This window comes from Myxococcales bacterium (assembly GCA_016706225.1).
GTDB lineage: Bacteria > Myxococcota_A > Polyangia > Polyangiales > Polyangiaceae > JADJKB01.
The window spans coordinates 516561-533736 of record JADJKB010000005.1 but is presented as its reverse complement, the minus strand read 5'-3'; the positions used below and the strand labels follow the sequence as shown (position 1 = coordinate 533736).

Sequence of the window (17176 nt, the reverse complement as noted above, 5' to 3'; positions counted from 1 at the left end):
GACGCCATGAGCGAGACGAGGCACGGCACGGTCACGCTGGAGATCGAGGACGGGATCGGTGTCATCCGCATCGACAACCCACCGGTCAACGCCCTCTCGGCGGAGGTGTTGATCGGACTCCGCAGCGCCTTCGACCGCGCGCAAGCCGCTCCCGAGGTGAACGCCGTGGTCCTGACCGGCAACAGCCAGACCTTCGTCGCCGGCGCGGACGTCAGCCGGCTGCAGAAGATCGCCGACGGCGCTCCGCTCGATACGCCGGGAGTGCCGCGACTGCCGGAGCTGTGCGCCAGCATCGAATCCAGCGCCAAACCCAGTGTGGCCGCTATCGACGGTTTTGCCCTCGGCGGCGGCCTCGAGCTCGCGTTGGCGTGCCAAGGCCGGGTTGGCTCGACACGCTGTCGAGTGGGCCTGCCGGAGCTTGCCCTCGGTCTGATCCCTGGAGCCGGCGGAACCCAGCGCTTGCCACGACTGACCGGCGTCGAGGCGGCCATCGAGCTGATGCTCTCGAGCCGGCAAGCCCAGGCAGACGAAGCCCTGCGGCTCGGGATCGTGGATGCGATTGCGTCGAGTGACACGCTGACCGCGGAGGCCTGCCGGTTCGCCCGGGAGCTCGCCGACGGACGCCGCGTGCGCTCCGAGACCCTGGCCCGCGACGATCGCCTGGAGAGCGCGGCCGCACAGAGCGAGATCATGGCGCGCGCCCGAGCCGGGGTGGCGAAGAAGTACCGCAACGTCACTCATCCGAGCGCGTGTCTCGACGCGATCGAATACGGGCTCGAACACGGCGGGCTCGCCGGGCTCGAGCGGGAGCGCGAGCTCTTTGTGGCCGCCCTCGCCAGCGAGCCGGCCCGCGCAATGCTCCACCTGTTCTTCGCGGAGCGGACCAGCGGCAAGCTGCCCGACGGGATCGAGGCAGGTGCGAGGGCGCGCAAGCTCGAGCGCATCGCCGTGATTGGCGGCGGCACCATGGGCTCCGGCATCGCCGCCGCGTTGCTCGATGCCGGGCGAACGGTGAGCCTGGTCGAGACCGAGACCGAACGCGCCGAGGGCGCGAGGGCGCGAATCGAGAAGATCTTCCAAAGCAAGGTCGACAAGGGGCGCCTCAGCGCCGAGCTCGCGGGTGAGCGCCTCGCTGCCCTGACGACCCTCGTCGGCCTCGAAGGCGCGGCGACCGCCGAGCTGGTGATCGAGGCCGCCAGCGAGAGCGTCGAGCTGAAATCCCGGCTCTTCGCCGAGCTGGCGCGCCTGGTTCCGTCGGACACCTGGCTCGCGACCAACACCTCGACCATCGACGTCACAATCCTAGCGGATGCGAGCGGCACGCCAGAGCGTGTCCTCGGGCTGCACTTCTTCAGCCCCGCGCACGTGATGAAGTTGGTCGAGGTCGTGCGCACGCCGCGCACGGACGGGCGCGCGATCGCGGAGGCTGTCGCGCTCATCCGCAGCCTGAAAAAGACGGCGGTGATCGTGGGCAACTGCCCCGGGTTCCTGGTCAACCGCATCTTCATGCCGTACTCACAGCTGACCGGATTTCTGATCGACCGCGGAGTGGACCCCTACCGGATCGATCGTGCCTTGGTCGGGTTCGGCATGCCGATGGGACCTTCTCGCATGAGTGATCTGGCAGGCCTGGACGTCGGCGTTGCGGCGGGAGGGATCCTGGACGCCGCCTACCCGGAGCGCTCGTACCGCTCGCCGTTGCGACGCCTCCTGGTCGAAGCCGGACGCCTCGGCGAAAAGACCGGGCTCGGCCACTACCGTCACGCAGGGGGCCGCGCCGAAGAAGATCCGGACCTCGCCGAGTTCGTACAGCGCGCCCGGGAGCTCGCTGGCTCTCCGCCCGCCCTGGAGATTTCGGAGCAGGAAATCCAGCGCCTGCTGCTGTTCGGCGTGGTGAACGAGGCGTGTCGCGCGGTCGAAGAAGGGATCGTGCTGAGGCCCAGCGACGTGGACGTGGCCGCGACCTTGGGCATGGGATTTCCGGCCTACCGAGGTGGACCCCTCCGCTGGGCCGACTTCATCGGCGCGGCCGCGGTCCGCGCTGCGCTGTCCGAGTGGCGTGAGCGCTTCGACGCGCCGATCTTCGAGCCAGCCGCGTATTTGACCGATTGCGCCCGGGCGCAGAGACCGCTGCTCTGATCGACGCCCTCACTCGACGCTGATGCTTGCATCGAAGCGGCGCCCGCCCGCGTGTACGAAATAAGACCGGCCGGCCTGGCCCGGGCGCGGCGGCTCGAAGCCCATCTTCACCGTGTCCTTCGGGCTCTCGAAGTCCTCCTCCGCAGGCACCGCGGACAGCTCCACCGCGATGCGCAAGGCCTGGGTGCCCGCCTTCGTTTCGGCTCCGCTGAGGGCAAAACGCCCAACCTTCAACAACAGCAGCGTGCGCTCGACCAGGCGGATCAAGGCGGTGGGTGCGGTGTCTCTCTCCGAGACGCTGCTCTTTTCGATGTGCCCTTCGGCGTCGACCTCGAGTGTCACCCGGATCGAGCCGACGGCACCGAGCGGGAGCTGCTCCCAGATCGGATCCTTGTGTGTCGCTGCCGTCACCGCCTTGGCAAACGCCTTGGCGAGATCGGCCACCCCGCGCTCGGTCCCAGCGGTCCCGCCCTTCGGGAGCTCGCCGGCGTTTGCGCTCGCGCTCTCGCTTGCACCGGGCTTGGCCGCATCAGCTTCTGCCTTCGGAGCCGACGCTGCCGCGGACGCTTGCGCGCCGGTCGTCTCTCCGGCCGGTGCCTTCGGCGCGGGTCTTGGTCTGGCGGGGGTTGGGGCGACGGGCTGTCGCGGCTCGGCGAGGGCTTTGGGTTTGGGCCGCCCGGAGCGAATCGATGGCTCGGTTTCACCCGCGCCCGCCGCCGCCGGCGCACGCAGCGCTGGGGGGGTCGGCGTCTTGTCGCGAGGGATCAGCTCGTCGATGTCGAAGGTGTCCCCGGCAACACTGGCGCCGGCCTCCTCCTTTGGTGTGACGGCTGCGCGATGCACACCCGACAGCATCGCAAGGCCGAACACCAGCGCGTGAACGAGCGCTGAGAGCGCGATTGCGGGGCGCAGAGGCTCGACCATGGTTGCGAACACGGCGATTGTGACACCGTCCGGGAGGCTCGGTTCCCCGCGCGAGCAGCGGGGGCGGCCTTGGCCGACGGAATCCGCTAGGCTGGCGTGGCGTTGGAGTCAGCACATGACGCGGTTTTTTTCGGCAATTTTCGTGACAGCGTTCCTGGCGGGCTGTCAGGGCGGCGGCGCCACACGCGGGGCTCCAAGCCCGGATCCGGCACCCGCCGCTGGCAGTGGTGTCCCCAAGCCGAGCCCGAGCGCGAGCACCGCCAGCAACGACGCGGCCGCCCCGACGCCAAGCCCCGAGGCGCTCCCCGACACCGAGCTCGTGCGGCTGTTTCGCGAGCTCTCCGAGCCCGACCGCTACTTCTTCAGCGACAACTACGTCTCGAACGAGACCAGCTACCTGCAGGTGGCCGGTGACCTCACGGCGCGGGCGCGCCAGGGCGGCGCCTACATCGGCGTCGGCCCCGAACAGAACTTCACTTACCTGGCCCTGACGGAGCCGAGGCTCGCCTTCATCCTGGACATCCGCCGCGGCAACGCGCTCGAGCACTTGCTCTACAAAGCCATCTTCGAGACGGCCACCTCCCGCGCTCACTTCGTCGCCCTGCTCATTGGTCGACGCTACGAAGAAAGCGCTGAGCCTGGCGCAGCATCCGAGCTCGCCCAGGTGCTGAAACACGCCGAACGCGCTCCGGCCGATCCCAAGGTCTACGCCGAGCTCCACGCGCAGCTCTTGAAACGCATCCGCGCGCACGGCTTCGAGCTGAGCGCGGACGACGAAAAGACGCTCGGCGCCATGCATCGCGCCCTCTTCGAGCGCGGCCTCGACACGAGCTTCGAGCTACACGAGAAGAACGGTCGCAAGTATCCGCGCCTGCGTGAGCTGCTGTCGGCCAAAGACCAAAGCGGAAAGCTCGGCAGCTTTCTCGACGACGAGGCCGCGTTTCGTCGGGTGCAGCGGCTGCAGCAGCAGAACCGCGTAATCCCGGTGGTTGGTGACTTCGCGGGTGAACACGCGCTGAAGAAGATCGGCGCGGAGCTGGCCCGTCGCGATCTTCCGGTGAGTGTGTTCTACACCTCGAACGTCGAGCAGTATTTGATGGAGCCGGACAAGTGGAAGGCTTGGGCGGCGAACATCGACGCCCTGCCCTCCGACGAGCGGACGCTGTTTCTGCGCTGTTATCTGGACCAGGGGCGCCGACATCCGGCGCAGATGGAAGGTCACCGCACCGCCAGCCTGGTCAGCTCGTTCGACCAGTTCAAGTGGCGCAACCGGACCCGCGGCTACGGCAGCTTCTTCCAACTGGTGACGGACACCGCGGGCCCTGACGCGGGCCACTGACCGTCAGGCCGTCGCCGTCGCGACCGAGCTGCGTTCGCCCAGCAACTCTCCGAGTCGATTGCGGTCGACGGTCTCGGCGTCGAGCAGCGCCGCCACCAGGCGGTCGAGCTCGGCGCGGCGCTCGCAGATCAGCTTCTTCGAAAGCTCCAGCGCCTCACTCAGAAATGCCCGCGTCTCCTGCTCGATGACGTGCACGGTCGCGTCGCTCGTTCCACCCTCGGTCGCCAGCATTTGACCCAGGAATGGATGCTCGGTCCGGTGCTCGTGGAAGACCGGCCCGACCTTCTCGCTCATCCCGAAGTGCGCGACCATCTTGAACGCGATGTCGGTACCTTTCTGCAGATCGTTGGCAGCGCCGCTCGATACGTCGCCAAAGACGACGCTCTCGGCTGCGTAGCCGCCCATCAGCACCCGCAGCCGCGCCTCGAGCTCCGCTTTGGTCATGAGGTGGCGGTCTTCACCCGGGGCTTGCTGCGTCACACCGAGCGCCATCCCTCGCGGGATGATGGTCACCCGCTCCAGCGGCTCGGCGGCAGCGGTGAAATGCGCGACCACGGCGTGTCCGGCCTCGTGCACGGCGACGCGCTCTTTTTCCTTCGGATCGAGCTTGGTCTCACGCGGATCACCGAGCACGATCTTGTCGTACGCCGCGAGGAAGTCTGCCTGCTCGATGGCCATGGCACCGCGCCGCGTCGCGCCGAGGGCCGCCTCGTTGGCCAGGTTGGCCAGATCTGCGCCGGAGAAACCCGGCGTATTTCGCGCCACCGCCTCGAGATCGACGTCGGAGCCCAAGGGTTTGTCCTTGGTGTGCACTCCCAAGATCGCCAACCGGGCGGCGCTCTCCGGGCGATCGACCATCACGCGGCGATCGAACCTGCCCGGCCGGAGCAGCGCCGAGTCGAGCACGTCCGGTCGGTTCGTCGCAGCGAGCACGATCGTCAGATCGTTGCGCGAGAAGCCATCCATCTCCGACAAGAGCTGGTTCAAGGTCTGCTCGCGTTCGTCGTGGCCCCCGCCCAGACCCGAGCCGCGCGAGCGCCCGACGGCGTCGATCTCGTCGATGAACAGGATCGCCGGCGCTACCTTCTTGGCCTCCGCGAACAGCTCGCGGACTCGCGCCGCACCAACCCCCACGAACAGCTCGATGAACTCGGAGCCGTTGATGGAAAAGAACGGCACGCCCGCCTCTCCGGCAACGGCCCGCGCCAGCAACGTCTTGCCCGTTCCCGGCGGTCCCACCAGCAAGATCCCCCGCGGCACTTTGCCGCCCAGGCGACGGAACTGCTCCGGCTCCTTCAGGAACTCGACGACCTCGCGCAGATCCTGCTTTGCCGCCCCGAGCCCGGCCACGTCGTCGAACTTCACGGCGACCTGACCCTCGTGCTCGAAGCGATGCTGCCGACCCTTGAGCACGCCCCCCGAGCCGAAGGGCCCACCCGAACCCAGCATGCGCTGCGCCCGACGTGAGAACCAGATCCACAACCCGATGATGAGGGCGAACGGCACCAGGTTCACCAAGAGCTGCAGCGCAAACGGCTGCTCCTCGCTCTTGGCGACGATCTCGACCTTTTGCTGGCGAAGCAGCGGCAGGAAATCCTTGTCCTCCTGCGGCGGCACCATCGACTTGAAGGTCTTGAGCGAGCGCCCGGCGATCTTCTCCTCGGCCTTGAGCTTGCCGGTGACGTGCTGCCCGCGCAGAACCACACTCTCGAGCTTGCCTGCTTCGGCAAACTGGTAGGCCTCGGTGTAGCTAATCTCCGGGTGTGCGTCGTCCGCGGTTCCGAAGTACTGCCAAGCCCAGAAGCCGAACAGCAAGAGAGCAAGGATGGTCCAGCCCTTCCACGAGGGCCGATCGCTCTCTGGTTTGTCACCCGGCGCGGGTGAACTCCCGGGCAACTTCCCCGGTGGCAGGCTCTGAGACATGACTCCTCGACCCTAGCGCGGCAAGCGCCCGGTGTCGCTCAGGCCCCACCGCGCTCGGGATCGCGGCGGCGTTCCGGTGGCACCGAGGCGCCGACCACCCACTCGAGCTCCTTCACTTCCTGGTCGAACTCGATGGCCATGCGGTGTGGCCAGAGCCCATGGGGATCCGCGAGATTCTCCTCGACCCGCACCACCCGGCCGGTCACGCGCCGCGGCACGGGCTCATCGGGAAGCTTCAGTGCAACCTCGACCGTGGCGCCCGGATCCAGGGTGCTGGCCGTGAGCATCAACACACCGCGACTGTTGGCGTCGTGCGTCACCGCAATGCCCTCGCGTAGCGCGTCGACCTTGACGGGGATCCAGACCTGGTAGCGATCGTTCTCGCGGCGGGACATTGCGCACGAGCATAGCGGCTTTCCACCCGCAGCCAAGCGCCCTTCGAAGGCCGCGTGATCTCCGCCGCGCAGCTCTGGTATACGGCGACGGACGACCTGACGTGCCATTTCGGCGGCCAGGAACGGAGGGAACATGGGACGAGACATCTCCGAGACGGTGACGTTCGACGCAACGCCTGCGGTGGTCTACCGCGCCTTGGTCGACGCCAAGCAGCACGCAGCCTTTACCGGGAGCCACGCCAGCAACGACGGCAAGGTTGGCGGCCCGTTCAGCGCGTACGACGGATACATCGTGGGCTTCAACGTGGAGCTCGTGAAGGGTGTGCGGGTCATTCAGGCGTGGCGCGCGAACGAATGGAAAGAGGGAGCGTGGTCCATCGCGCGCTTCGAGCTTGCGCCAGCCGGAACGGGCCGAACCAAGCTGACGTTGACCCAGGCGGGGGTGCCGGACGCGTTCCAGAAGCGGATCACTCGAGGCTGGAAGGACTTCTACTGGGTTCCTCTTGCGAGCTGGCTGCGAGCGAGCAGCGCGAAGGCGCGCAAGCCGCCTCGGGCGAAGCCCAAGACCCGAGCCAAGAAGTGAGCGCAAAGTCGGCGGGGGCTCCGCAATCTTTTCAACAACGGGACAGATCGGGCGTGTAGGCAAAGCACCGCCTTCGACGCAATGTCCTGAAATCGCAAGAATCATGTAAGTGGCACGCGCCCTGCCTCGTTTGGGTGCATGCCGAACACACCCGCACAGGTGGCCGTAGGGGCGGCTGCACGTCCGGATCGACGCGCCGACCGGCGTGCGGCTATCGGAATGCCCGTGATGATCGACACCGAGGTCGCGTCGCGACCCGGGCGTGCGCTGAACGTTTCGCGCGGTGGGCTCTCGGTCGAGACCGAGCTCGAGCTGCGCGAGGGAGAGATCGTCGGCGTCTACTTCGAGCTGCCCATCGGCTACGCCGTGGAGGCCCGCGCCGCCGTCACGCGCTGCGAGCAAAACCGCGCGGCGCTGCGCTTCGTCGAGATCGAGCGCGAAGCCGAGCTCGCCCTGCGTTCGTTCTGCCGGATCAGCGGTCTGCACAAGGTCTGAAGCCGCTGATTGGGCGCTGAACCGCTCGGCGCGGTCACGTCCTCTTGCAGCCCGGGGGGGCCGATGGCATCGACCGCGGCCATGAGCTCCAAGAAGGATGAGGGCGAGGCGGCCGCAGAAGTTGAAGAGACCTCCGGCGTGGAGGACGGCGCCGACGAGCCAGTCGTGGAAGACGCCGCGAGCCCCGGCAAGGGTGACGCCGACGAGCCAGCCGTGGAAGGCGCCGCGAGCCCCAGCAAGGGTGACGCCGACGAGCCAGCCGTGGAAGGCGCCGCGAGCCCCGGCAAGGGCATCCACCGTCCCGCCGGCCTGTTGCAGCTCACCGACGAGCAGGTCCGCACCTGGAGCCTCGCAGAGAAGGATCGCTGGTGGCGGGACAACGTCTACCGCGGTGACATGCCGCAGCTCACCCTGCGCTCCGCGCTGACGGGCATGTTCCTCGGCGGCCTGCTCTCCCTCACGAACCTGTACGTCGGCGCCAAGACGGGCTGGACCCTCGGCGTGGGCATCACCAGCGTGATCTTGGCGTTTGCCATGTTCAAGATCCTGTCTAGCTTCAAGCTCGGCAGTGAGTTCACTCTGCTCGAGAACAACGCGATGCAGTCCATCGCGACCAGCGCCGGCTACATGACGGCACCGATGATCTCGAGCCTGGGCGCCGACATGATGGTGACCGGCAAGGTCATCCCGATGTCGACGACCATGATCTGGATCTCGGCGGTGGCGGTCCTGGGCGTGTTGTTCGCTTTCCCGCTCAAGCGGCGGTTCATCAACGACGAGCAGCTGCCGTTCCCGGAGGGGCGCGCGGCCGGTGTCGTGATGGAGGCACTGCACTCGGGCGACGCCAAGGCGGGCCTGCTGAAGGCCAAGATCCTGGTCGTCACCGGCGGTCTGGCGGCCCTCCTGAAGGTCGCCCAGAGCGAGCCGATCATGAAGAAGCTCCAGCTCACCATCCTGCACGTGCCCGAATTCTTGGACGACTGGCTGTACAAAACTCACGACGCTGAAGATCAGCGGGGTCGATCTACGGCAACTGACGGTGCGCCCGGACACGGATTTCGTGATGATGGCGGCCGGCGGTCTGATGGGGATCCGCACCGGCGTTTCCATCCTGATTGGCGCCTGCATCAACTACCTGCTGCTCGCGCCCTGGGCCATCAACAACGGGGACATTCACGGCAAGCTGCGCGATGGCGTCACGACCTACGGCTTTCGGGCCATCACCATGTGGGCGCTCTGGGGCGGTGTGGCGATGATGACGACGGCCAGCCTGTTCGCCTTCTTCTCCAAGCCGCAGATCCTGATCAGCGCCTTCAAGGGGCTGTTCGGCAAAAAGGACGCCAGCCGGCAGAGTGACATCCTCAAGGACATCGAGCTGCCGATGAATGTCTTCGTGATCGGCATTCCGGTGGTGGGCGGCATCGTCGTCACGCTCGCATCGATGTTCTTCGACGTGAAAGTGTGGATGGGGATCCTCGCCATCCCGCTGATCTTCGTGTTCACGCTGATCGCCGTGAACTCCACCGGGCTCACGTCGATCACCCCGAGCGGCGCCCTCGGCAAGCTGACTCAGCTGACGTTCGGCGTGATCGCACCGGGCAACATCACCACCAACCTGATGACCGCCGGCATCACGGGCGAGGTCGCCGGCAACGCCTCGAACCTGCTGATGGACATCAAACCCGGCTACATGCTGGGTGGGAAACCGCGGCACCAGGCCATCGGTCACGTGCTCGGGATCATCGCGGGGGCCTTGGTATCCGTGCCGGTGTTCTACCTGGTGTTCATGCGCAACGGGCCGGCCAACCTGGTGACGGATCAGTACCCGATGCCGGGCGCGACCATCTGGAAGGCGGTCGCCGAGGTGTTGACCAAGGGCCTGTCGAATCTGGAGGTCAGCGCCCGCTGGATCGCGCTGATCGGAGGGCTGACGGGCATCGGCCTCGAGATCGGCAAGCTCGCAACCCGGGGGAGATTCTGGCTGTCGGGCGTCGGCATCGGGCTGGCCTTCGTGATCCCGTTCAACACCTGCCTGGCGATGTTCCTCGGTTCGTTCCTGTTCTGGCTGGCGGAGCGGGCGCTGAAGAAAGAGACGAGCACGGCGCATCAGGTGTTCGTGAAGAACATGGAACCCACCTGTGCCGGGCTCATCGCCGGGGGTGCGCTGATGGGCATCGGGGTGATCCTGGTGGAGAACTTCGTGCTCTGAGCGGCGACCCGCTTCAGCGGCGCCCGGGTGGGCGCACCACATCGGTGAGGGCAGAGTCGTACTCGAGGGTGAAGAAGCTCGGGGTCGGCAGGCAGATCGGCCCGAGCTCCACGTACATACAACCGAGCAGGACGCGGGAGTCCCCGGCGCTCAGCGCAACCAGTGGGTCACGCACGCAGCGCATGAAGTCGAGTCTGGAGTTTTCTCCGAGGCCGTAGTCGAGAATGAGCGACGGTTTGCCCGGCACGGGAAGCTTGCGCCCAGGCGCCTCGATCACGCGAAAGTGGCCAAAGGTGAACGGCGCGCCCCGGCGAACCTTGGCGATGCACGGCCCGTCCAGCTCGTTCTGCTCGAGCCGCACGTTCCAGCCGCGCAGGTGGCCGGTGTCAGGGTCGCGATGAAAGACCTTCTTGAACTTCTTCCAGGTGAGGCGCTCGACGAAGCGGGGCAGGCCCAGGCTCACGCCTCGGTACTCGGTGTCATCCAGGCTCGCCATGTTGTCGATGGCGTGCCCGCCTCGGAACGCCTCGCGGAGCTGGTGAGCACTCGCGGTCAGGAGGTCGGTCGGCGTCAGTTGACGCAAGCTCCATTGACGCAACTCTGACCTGTATCGCACTTCTTGCCGCAGCCGCCGCAGTTGTTGACGTCCGTGAGGAAGCTGGCGCAACCCGTCGAACAGCACCCTTGACCCGTCGCACAGGCGGCGCCGCCGTTGCAGCTGCAGACCGCATTGGGACCGCTCTTGGTGCAGACCTCACCGGCTCGACAGGTCGCGCCAGCGCAGACGCAGGTATGCGAGAGCGTGTTGCAGCTGACCCCGCTCAGGCCGTTGTCCGCCTCACACTGCGCTGCGGAGCTGCAGCCGCAGGCACCGTCAAAACAGGTGAACTTGGAGCTCGACCCGCCCTGAAGGGAGCAACTGCGGCCGCAAACACCGCAATTTCCGGTGCTCGTCTTCAGATTGGTCTCGCAGCCGTCGTCAGGGAGCGGCTTCGACGATTCGTTGCAGTTGCCAAAACCGTCACTGCACTCTGGCTCGCACTTCGCGTCGGCACACTTCGACGACGTCGCGTTGGTGGTCGCGCAGGTTCGAGCGCATTTGCCGCAGTTGCTGGGATCGCCGACGCCGAGAGGGGTCTCGCAACCGTTGGAAGACACACCGTCGCAGTTGCCGTGGGCGGTCGAGGTACAAGAAATGCCACACGCGCTGCTCACACAAGCGGCGGTCGCGTGGGGCTGACCGCTGGGACACGGGGTACAAGAAGTCGAGGCACAGCCATACGTGGTGCTGTACTTCGATACACACGTGCCGCCGCAGAGCTTCTGGGTGCTCAGACACCCGCTCGTGCCGCCGGTGCCGCCGGTGCCGCCGGTGCCGCCGGTGCCGCCGGTGCCGCCGGTCGTGCCGCCGGTGCCGCCGGTGCCGCCGGTGCCGCCGGTGCCGCCGGTCGTGCCGCCGGTGCCGCCCATGGTGCCACCGCTGCCGCCACCTGAATCGCCACCGGAGCCCGAGACACCTCCTGAACCACCACTGCCGCCCGCGCCGGCGTCGGTCCCGCCGCTGCTTGTGCCGCCCGTTGCGCCCTTGGGCACACACAGGTCGGTAGCGAGATCACAGACGTAGCCGTCCGCGCAGGGACACTCCTTGCCCTTGAGATCCACGGAGTCGACTGTGCAGCCGGATGCAGCGACCCAAGCCGCCACACAAAGGAGAGCAATGAGCGATCGCCGCAAGGGAGCTTCCAGGTACAAATCGGGAGTCGACCCGACCCGCAGACCATAGCTCGTTCGCGCGCAAGCTCAACGGACCCGTGCATTCCGCCGCAACATCGGCCTGATTTGCACCACGGCGCAGGACCGGGGATGGTTCACGGGCGCGACGGGAAGGGTCGAACCATGTCCATGCGAAGACTGATATCGTTGACAGCAGTGGCCTCGCTCTCCGGGGCCTGTGCCTCGTCCGGTTCTGGTGGGGGGCCCGCACCGTGTGACGACGCGGGCCTGTGCGCCCCTGGCCTCACGTGTGAGCTCGGGTTCTGCGTCGTCGCCGAGGGCGGCGCGGGTGTGGGTGCCAGCGGCGGCGCGGGTGGCATGGGTGCGACGGGAGCGGTGGGCGGCTTCGGCGGCGCGGCGGGCTTCGGTGGCGCGGCCGGCTTCGGTGGCGCAGCGGGCTTCGGTGGCGCAGCGGGCTTCGGTGGCGCAGCGGGCTTCGGTGGCGCGGCCGGCTTCGGTGGCGCGGCCGGCTTCGGTGGTTCGGGAGGCGTTGGTGGTGCAGCCGGCTTCGGTGGCACGTCGGGCTTCGGTGGCGCGGCCGGCTTCGGTGGTTCAGGAGGTGTGGGCAGCAGTGGTGGCTCGGGCGGTGTGGGCGGCAGTGGTGGCTCGGGCGGTGCGCACAATTGCTGCACCTCGCACGCGACGGCCGGCTGCACGAACGCGACGATTCAGGCGTGTGTGTGCGCGAAGGATGGCTTCTGCTGTTCGACGTCGTGGGACAGCAAGTGTGCGGGCGAGGTAACGTCGTACGCGTGCGGGAGTTGCTCGAGCGGCACGGGTGGCAGCGGCGGGACGGGTGGCACGGGTGGCACCGGCGGAACCGGCGGCGGAACCGGCCAGGTTTGCGGCACCACGACCTGCGGTTCGGCGGCAAGCTGCTGCACGTGTTCGGGCCAGAAGATCTGCATCTCTCTGCCCGCCGGCTACACGTGCTCGTCGTGGTCCTCGACCTGCACCTGACTTGACCGACACCAACGCTCGGGCAAGAGTTCGCCGTCCCGAGCCCCCGTAGCTCAGGGGATAGAGCAACGGTTTCCTAAACCGTGGGTCGCACGTTCGATTCGTGCCGGGGGCGCCAACCTACGACGTGTGTACGAAAAGCACTGCTCGCTTGGGCTTCGCGGCGACAGTCAGACGAGAAGGCACAACTCCGGCGAGAGCATCCAGTCCTGCTCGGGCGGGAGGTTCTGCTTTTCTTTTCCGATCCCGCCCCAGATCAGAGCTTGGTCACCAGGCCCGAGCGTCGCCACGGCGTGCATCCAACACGCGGTTTGCACGCTACGACTGGGCTGGCCGCGCGCCGCAGACGCGCTACTACTTGTGACGTGCCCGGCTTCGATCAACATCACTACGTCAGCGAGTTCCTGTTCCAGCCGTGGCGACTCAAGAGCGGGAAGGTCAAGTACTATGATTTCGACGACGGCCGCATCCATCATCGTGGGACGGGCGAGGTATTCTGCCTCCCTGGCCTGAACACGGATGCGGCCGAAAAGGCGTTCAACAAGTACATCGAGACCCCGGTGTCCCGGTTGCGCGAGCGGCTCTTGAGCACGCCCCTGGGTAGAGCTTCAGTCGGCATCGAGGACTGGGCGGCCTATCGCGCTCTGTACCTTCTCGTGTTGATCCAGGGCGCGCGAGCTTCGGAAGCGTTCGACGGGGCCGTTCCTGGCTTGTCCAACGCCGACCTGTTTGAGCTTGGGGAAGGGGCCCTTGATCACGTCGTGCAGCTATCGATGCAGCGGTTCCAGCTCATGCTCGTTCCAGTCAGCGAACGGCCGTAGCGTTCGCCGAGAACCCTCGTTGTAGGCAAAAGACTGCTCTCGGGCTCATGGGCATTTTCTCCTGTCTTCTCCGGCGCTCCCGACAGCAACCCGCGGACCTCTCGACGACGCAGCGTTACGCGCATGTCGCCGCTAGCGACTTGCACGCGGCGATTCGGTTGTTGGGCAAGGCTGGGTGACAGCCTAGTCGTCGAACGGGCAGGGCCGATCCTTGATGTTCTCGAAGTGGTGGGGTCGGCAGAGGACGCTGAGCTCGATGGCGCCGCGGGTGCATCCCTCGCGGCGACACGGCACCTCGGGTCGTTCTGGACCGAGTATGTCGTAGAACTCGCGATCTTCTTGGCGTTGCCACTCGGCGTATTCGCGAGCCCGCCTCTCCTCCTCTTCGGCGGAGAGCTTGGGTCGGCCTCCAGGCTGCCATGGCTCTGCTTCGATCTCGGCGATGCGACCCGCCACGAGCTTGGTCCAGAGCTCGAGGACTCGCACCTTGGGGATGCCGGTCATGTGCTGCAAGGCTTCGTAGTCGCCGCGGTTCAGTGACAGGACTCCGTCGATGCTCCACTCGATGGTCCACTCGGCGTCTTTCTGAAGCCAAGCCGCGCCGTGTTCCTCGTCCTCTGGGTCGAGGGCGTCCAGGAATTCCCTCATCTGCGCCGGAGTCGGGTTGTCGATCGAGTCACCCAACCCGTTGCAGATGAAGTAGCTCATGGCAGTGCCCCCGCCCTGGATGCTGCCACCGTGGCAACGGCGTGGAAACGACCTCGCTCGGTCGTTGTCACGCCGGACCGACAGTCAGAGGAAACCGACGCGTTTTCGCGGTCCTGTACGGGCGCTGAGCCGAGGGATCAACTCAACCGACGAAAACCCTCTGCCGTGTCCAGCGCCCTGTCGAATGAAGCCACGTGCCCGATTGCGCCATCGCGTTGCAGGACGACGAGCAGCGCGTCGTTGAAGTTCAGCGCGCCGGCCGAAGCTTCGACGACGTCCAAGATGGCGTCGAACCGGCTGTTGATATCCCCGCTCACCGGAGCGATCTGGCCGGCCTCATGCCATCGGCGCACGACCGACGTTGCATTCAGCAGGTCGGTCGATTTCGAGCGCCGCTCCTGAGCACGCCGGCAGATGACGGACACGGCCTCGGCAACGAAGACGTCAAGAAGCAACGCCACGTGGCCATCTCGCTTCAACCCCTCGACGAGCTCGGTGGCGTGAGCATTGTGGGCGTCCGCCTTGTCGAGCCAACCCACGATGATGTTGGCGTCGAGAACGACCTCAGCCATCGTAGAGCGCCTTGCAGTCCTCTACCGCATCGCCTCCAAGATTCACGACTCCGCGAGCTGCTTCGAGAAGCTCCCAGCTCACCGGCTTGTACCGCCGTTGGGCCCTTTCGGCCGCACGCACGACGAGGTCACGCTCGCCCGGCTGAAGGTTCGCGAGCTCTTCAACCAGCGGCTTGAGTGCCTCCGGGACCACGGCGGGGTCGGGAGTGGGCTTGGGCTGAGCCATCGAGCCCAGGATACCACCGGGACGACAAGCGCACCCGCTCGGTTTCAGGACACGCATTCAGCTCAACCCGCAGTCCGGCAACCCACCGGCGGTTCACGGTTGCGCCTGGACGGACCGTTCGAGCCTCGCGACGGTACGCAGGCTTCTCTCCGTGACCAGCCTCTCTGGCGTCCCCGCCGGCAGCCCGCGAATAAGCTCCTTGATGCTCGGGTCGAGCTTCAGCAGCGCCAGAATCTGCGTCACCCGCATCGCCGACACCCCCGCCCTGCGCGCCAGCTCCGCCCGACGCTTCACCTCCCCAGCGTCGAGCATCCCCTGCCACTCCTCCGCCTTGGCCAGCAGCCGCACGATCCTCGGTGGCTCGGTCGGCACTGGCTTCGGCTTCGCCCGCCGCGCGGTCCGCTCGACCCTAAACCGACTCTGAAAGTTCGTACTTGTGTCGGGGTTGGGGCGCAGAAGCCGCAGAGCGAAGAAACGCCCTGGGCGAGCGTTGGGCCTACTTCACCGCGTGACGCCGCTCGCGTCGCACGGGCCGGACGGCCCGCACGGAGGGGCCGCTGTCTCGTTCGGCGATCCGCAAATCGTACGCCTGCTGGAGGTTCATCCAGAACTCAGGCGAAGTCTCGAGAGCGCGCGCGAGTCGGAGCGCGGTGTCCGCTGTCACGGCCCGCTTGCCCGCCACGATGGCGCTTACGCGATTCGCGGGGACGCCGATGGCCTGCGCGAGCACGTTCGCGCTCATTTCGAGCGGGACGAGGTACTCCTCTCGGAGGATCTCGCCGGGGTGAATGGGGCGCATGCGGTTCTTCATGGCTGTTCCTCGTCAGTGGTAGTCGACGACTTCGACTTCATCCGGACCGACGTCGGTCCAACGAAAGCAAATTCGGAACTGGTCGTTGATACGGATCGAGTATTGCCCAACTCGGTCACCGCGGAGCGCTTCGAGTCGGTTGCCCGGCGGCGAACGAAGGTCATCCAAGCGAACCGCCGAGTCGAGCATGATGAGCTTCCGTTCCAGGACAGGCCGAATCGAGTCGAAACGCCGAGACCGCTTGCCTTCATAGACCGCGGCCGTCTCAGCGCACCGAAACGACCGGATCATGCCGCTAGCCTACCCATTGTACGCTGTACGTCAAGCGTACAAGACGGGGCTCACTTCCCGCCCCGGCCAGCGCTTCGCAACGGCCCGGAGCTGCGCCTCCGCACGCATCCGCGCCATCGGCCGTAATGCGCGCGCGGTGACCGCCCTCGGCGGCGTGCCCGGCGGCAGCGATCGGAGTCTCCGTCCAGGATCCCGCCTGGCCCGCGGGCCAGGAAACCACCGTGTCGGGCAGCTTGCGAATCGACGCGCCCGGCTCGTACGAGGAGCTTTCTTACGCAACCGCGTGTCTCTCGGTCTCGGCACCGGGCCAGGCGCTCGACGGGACACGGCTGTACGCATCGAACGTCGCCATTGCGCCTTACGCCTGGGCGAGCCGACTCGAGGTCCGGCTGCTGCAAGACCCAACGATCACAGCAACCGAAGCCGCAGCGGTGCCGCTGGCTTCGTTGCAGCTGGCAGGCCCCACTGCGCTCTTCGATCTGATGGCAGTCGAGTGGTACGACGCGACCAGCCACTCCGTTGCCTGGGACGGCTGGCACTCCAGCGAGTACATCATCAAAGAGCTGCCTGCCGTGGGCGTGCAAGGACTACCCTTCGTCGTCACCGCAAACGGGCAGCGCGCGTACCTCGGCGCGTTCGTGTCCACGCTGTCGTCCGTCGCGCTGAACATGCCCGTCATCGTCATCGACAGCATGAAAGAATCAGGCTTTCGCATCGAGAGCGGCTACCCGAGCGACGCGCCGCCCGGGCAAGATGCGCGCAACCACCCGCAAGTGCTCGGCGTGCTCGAGTCCGCCGGGAAGCTGGTGAAGTAGGACGGAGCAAGGCGCTCGGCGAAGGCGCTTCGCCAAATCCAGCGCACAGGCGCGTCGTGCGGCGCGTTACCGGGGGAATCTTCACGCCGCGTCAGATCGGAACGTCGGTCCGCACGTATACGCCGCTGGAGCGACGCTCGAGCGCCTGGCACACTGCCGCCCAGCGGAGGCACGACGCCTGCCTCGAGCAGA

20 protein-coding genes and 1 tRNA gene are annotated in these 17176 nt (G+C 66.8%); 10 read left to right on the top strand and 11 right to left on the bottom strand.

What is annotated here, in order from left to right; translation table 11 throughout:
- Positions 1-6 precede the first annotated feature (6 nt).
- Entirely contained in the window at positions 7-2139 is a 2133-nt protein-coding gene (locus IPI67_10135; protein ID MBK7580550.1) for an enoyl-CoA hydratase/isomerase family protein, read from the top strand.
- A gap of 9 nt (positions 2140-2148) precedes the next feature.
- Here IPI67_10135 and IPI67_10130 read toward each other — a convergent pair whose 3' ends face one another.
- On the bottom strand, positions 2149-3063 hold the full coding sequence (locus IPI67_10130) for a hypothetical protein (protein ID MBK7580549.1): 915 nt from the start codon (positions 3061-3063) through the stop codon (positions 2149-2151).
- A gap of 115 nt (positions 3064-3178) precedes the next feature.
- Between IPI67_10130 and IPI67_10125 the strand changes: the two genes are divergently transcribed.
- Complete coding sequence (locus IPI67_10125) at positions 3179-4402, top strand: hypothetical protein (GenBank protein ID MBK7580548.1); 1224 nt, start codon at positions 3179-3181, stop codon at positions 4400-4402.
- 3 nt (positions 4403-4405) lie between these two features.
- Here IPI67_10125 and ftsH read toward each other — a convergent pair whose 3' ends face one another.
- A complete protein-coding gene (ftsH, locus tag IPI67_10120; GenBank protein ID MBK7580547.1) occupies positions 4406-6325 on the bottom strand; it encodes an ATP-dependent zinc metalloprotease FtsH in 1920 nt (639 codons plus the stop codon).
- 38 nt (positions 6326-6363) lie between these two features.
- Entirely contained in the window at positions 6364-6720 is a 357-nt protein-coding gene (locus IPI67_10115) for a PilZ domain-containing protein (GenBank protein MBK7580546.1), read from the bottom strand.
- A gap of 133 nt (positions 6721-6853) precedes the next feature.
- Between IPI67_10115 and IPI67_10110 the strand changes: the two genes are divergently transcribed.
- The 4 genes from IPI67_10110 to IPI67_10095 all read left to right on the top strand — a co-directional run bounded on the left by IPI67_10110 (position 6854) and on the right by IPI67_10095 (position 10007).
- A complete protein-coding gene (locus tag IPI67_10110) occupies positions 6854-7303 on the top strand; it encodes an SRPBCC domain-containing protein (protein ID MBK7580545.1) in 450 nt (149 codons plus the stop codon).
- Positions 7304-7531: 228 nt separating this feature from the next.
- Positions 7532-7798: a PilZ domain-containing protein gene (locus IPI67_10105; protein MBK7580544.1), complete on the top strand. Its 267-nt coding sequence runs from the start codon at positions 7532-7534 to the stop codon at positions 7796-7798.
- Between the two features lie 261 nt (positions 7799-8059).
- Positions 8060-9154: an OPT/YSL family transporter gene (locus IPI67_10100; protein ID MBK7580543.1), complete on the top strand. Its 1095-nt coding sequence runs from the start codon at positions 8060-8062 to the stop codon at positions 9152-9154.
- The gene (locus tag IPI67_10095) at positions 9051-10007 is read left to right on the top strand and encodes an OPT/YSL family transporter (GenBank protein ID MBK7580542.1); all 957 of its coding nucleotides are present in this window, start codon (positions 9051-9053) and stop codon (positions 10005-10007) included. Before IPI67_10100 ends, IPI67_10095 begins: the two co-directional genes overlap by 104 nt.
- Before the next feature lie 13 nt (positions 10008-10020).
- On the opposite strand, the gene IPI67_10090 is transcribed toward IPI67_10095, so the two are convergent.
- Both IPI67_10090 and IPI67_10085 read right to left on the bottom strand, forming a co-directional pair.
- Positions 10021-10590 carry a hypothetical protein gene (locus IPI67_10090; protein MBK7580541.1) on the bottom strand — a complete coding sequence of 190 codons (570 nt, stop codon included), beginning with the start codon at positions 10588-10590 and terminating at the stop codon, positions 10021-10023.
- A complete protein-coding gene (locus IPI67_10085; protein ID MBK7580540.1) occupies positions 10578-11741 on the bottom strand; it encodes a hypothetical protein in 1164 nt (387 codons plus the stop codon). The genes IPI67_10090 and IPI67_10085 overlap by 13 nt, the downstream gene beginning before the upstream one ends.
- 195 nt (positions 11742-11936) lie before the next feature.
- On the opposite strand from IPI67_10085, the gene IPI67_10080 reads away from it, so the two are divergent.
- The 3 genes from IPI67_10080 (at position 11937) to IPI67_10070 (ending at position 13561) form a co-directional block, all read left to right on the top strand.
- Entirely contained in the window at positions 11937-12740 is an 804-nt protein-coding gene (locus IPI67_10080) for a hypothetical protein (GenBank protein ID MBK7580539.1), read from the top strand.
- Between the two features lie 42 nt (positions 12741-12782).
- Positions 12783-12858: transfer RNA gene (locus IPI67_10075), tRNA-Arg, on the top strand.
- 247 nt (positions 12859-13105) lie between these two features.
- Positions 13106-13561, top strand: a complete 456-nt coding sequence (locus IPI67_10070; protein MBK7580538.1) for a hypothetical protein — start codon at positions 13106-13108, stop codon at positions 13559-13561.
- Positions 13562-13744: 183 nt separating this feature from the next.
- On the opposite strand, the gene IPI67_10065 is transcribed toward IPI67_10070, so the two are convergent.
- From IPI67_10065 to IPI67_10040, 6 genes are all read right to left on the bottom strand, one after another.
- On the bottom strand, positions 13745-14269 hold the full coding sequence (locus IPI67_10065) for a hypothetical protein (protein MBK7580537.1): 525 nt from the start codon (positions 14267-14269) through the stop codon (positions 13745-13747).
- 137 nt (positions 14270-14406) lie between these two features.
- A complete protein-coding gene (locus IPI67_10060; GenBank protein MBK7580536.1) occupies positions 14407-14808 on the bottom strand; it encodes a hypothetical protein in 402 nt (133 codons plus the stop codon).
- Positions 14809-14833: 25 nt separating this feature from the next.
- The gene (locus tag IPI67_10055) at positions 14834-15067 is read right to left on the bottom strand and encodes a hypothetical protein (GenBank protein MBK7580535.1); all 234 of its coding nucleotides are present in this window, start codon (positions 15065-15067) and stop codon (positions 14834-14836) included.
- Between the two features lie 93 nt (positions 15068-15160).
- On the bottom strand, positions 15161-15415 hold the full coding sequence (locus IPI67_10050) for a hypothetical protein (protein MBK7580534.1): 255 nt from the start codon (positions 15413-15415) through the stop codon (positions 15161-15163).
- Between the two features lie 148 nt (positions 15416-15563).
- The gene (locus IPI67_10045) at positions 15564-15878 is read right to left on the bottom strand and encodes a HigA family addiction module antidote protein (protein MBK7580533.1); all 315 of its coding nucleotides are present in this window, start codon (positions 15876-15878) and stop codon (positions 15564-15566) included.
- A gap of 12 nt (positions 15879-15890) precedes the next feature.
- Positions 15891-16169 carry a type II toxin-antitoxin system RelE/ParE family toxin gene (locus IPI67_10040; GenBank protein ID MBK7580532.1) on the bottom strand — a complete coding sequence of 93 codons (279 nt, stop codon included), beginning with the start codon at positions 16167-16169 and terminating at the stop codon, positions 15891-15893.
- Positions 16170-16390: 221 nt separating this feature from the next.
- Between IPI67_10040 and IPI67_10035 the strand changes: the two genes are divergently transcribed.
- Positions 16391-16984 carry a hypothetical protein gene (locus tag IPI67_10035; protein ID MBK7580531.1) on the top strand — a complete coding sequence of 198 codons (594 nt, stop codon included), beginning with the start codon at positions 16391-16393 and terminating at the stop codon, positions 16982-16984.
- The last annotated feature ends 192 nt before the right edge of the window (positions 16985-17176 follow it).

What these genes read in the sequence shown, in the direction of transcription:
- IPI67_10130 (MBK7580549.1), bottom strand. Translation starts at nt 3,063, where the DNA reads ATGGTCGAGCCTCTGCGCCCCGCAATCGCGCTCTCAGCGCTCGTTCAC.
- IPI67_10065 (MBK7580537.1), bottom strand. Translation starts at nt 14,269, where the DNA reads ATGAGCTACTTCATCTGCAACGGGTTGGGTGACTCGATCGACAACCCG.
- IPI67_10110 (MBK7580545.1), top strand. Translation starts at nt 6,854, where the DNA reads ATGGGACGAGACATCTCCGAGACGGTGACGTTCGACGCAACGCCTGCG.
- IPI67_10095 (MBK7580542.1), top strand. Translation starts at nt 9,051, where the DNA reads ATGATGACGACGGCCAGCCTGTTCGCCTTCTTCTCCAAGCCGCAGATC.
- ftsH (MBK7580547.1), bottom strand. Translation starts at nt 6,325, where the DNA reads ATGTCTCAGAGCCTGCCACCGGGGAAGTTGCCCGGGAGTTCACCCGCG.
- IPI67_10040 (MBK7580532.1), bottom strand. Translation starts at nt 16,169, where the DNA reads ATGATCCGGTCGTTTCGGTGCGCTGAGACGGCCGCGGTCTATGAAGGC.
- IPI67_10105 (MBK7580544.1), top strand. Translation starts at nt 7,532, where the DNA reads ATGATCGACACCGAGGTCGCGTCGCGACCCGGGCGTGCGCTGAACGTT.
- IPI67_10115 (MBK7580546.1), bottom strand. Translation starts at nt 6,720, where the DNA reads ATGTCCCGCCGCGAGAACGATCGCTACCAGGTCTGGATCCCCGTCAAG.
- IPI67_10125 (MBK7580548.1), top strand. Translation starts at nt 3,179, where the DNA reads ATGACGCGGTTTTTTTCGGCAATTTTCGTGACAGCGTTCCTGGCGGGC.
- IPI67_10055 (MBK7580535.1), bottom strand. Translation starts at nt 15,067, where the DNA reads ATGGCTCAGCCCAAGCCCACTCCCGACCCCGCCGTGGTCCCGGAGGCA.
- IPI67_10045 (MBK7580533.1), bottom strand. Translation starts at nt 15,878, where the DNA reads ATGAAGAACCGCATGCGCCCCATTCACCCCGGCGAGATCCTCCGAGAG.
- IPI67_10135 (MBK7580550.1), top strand. Translation starts at nt 7, where the DNA reads ATGAGCGAGACGAGGCACGGCACGGTCACGCTGGAGATCGAGGACGGG.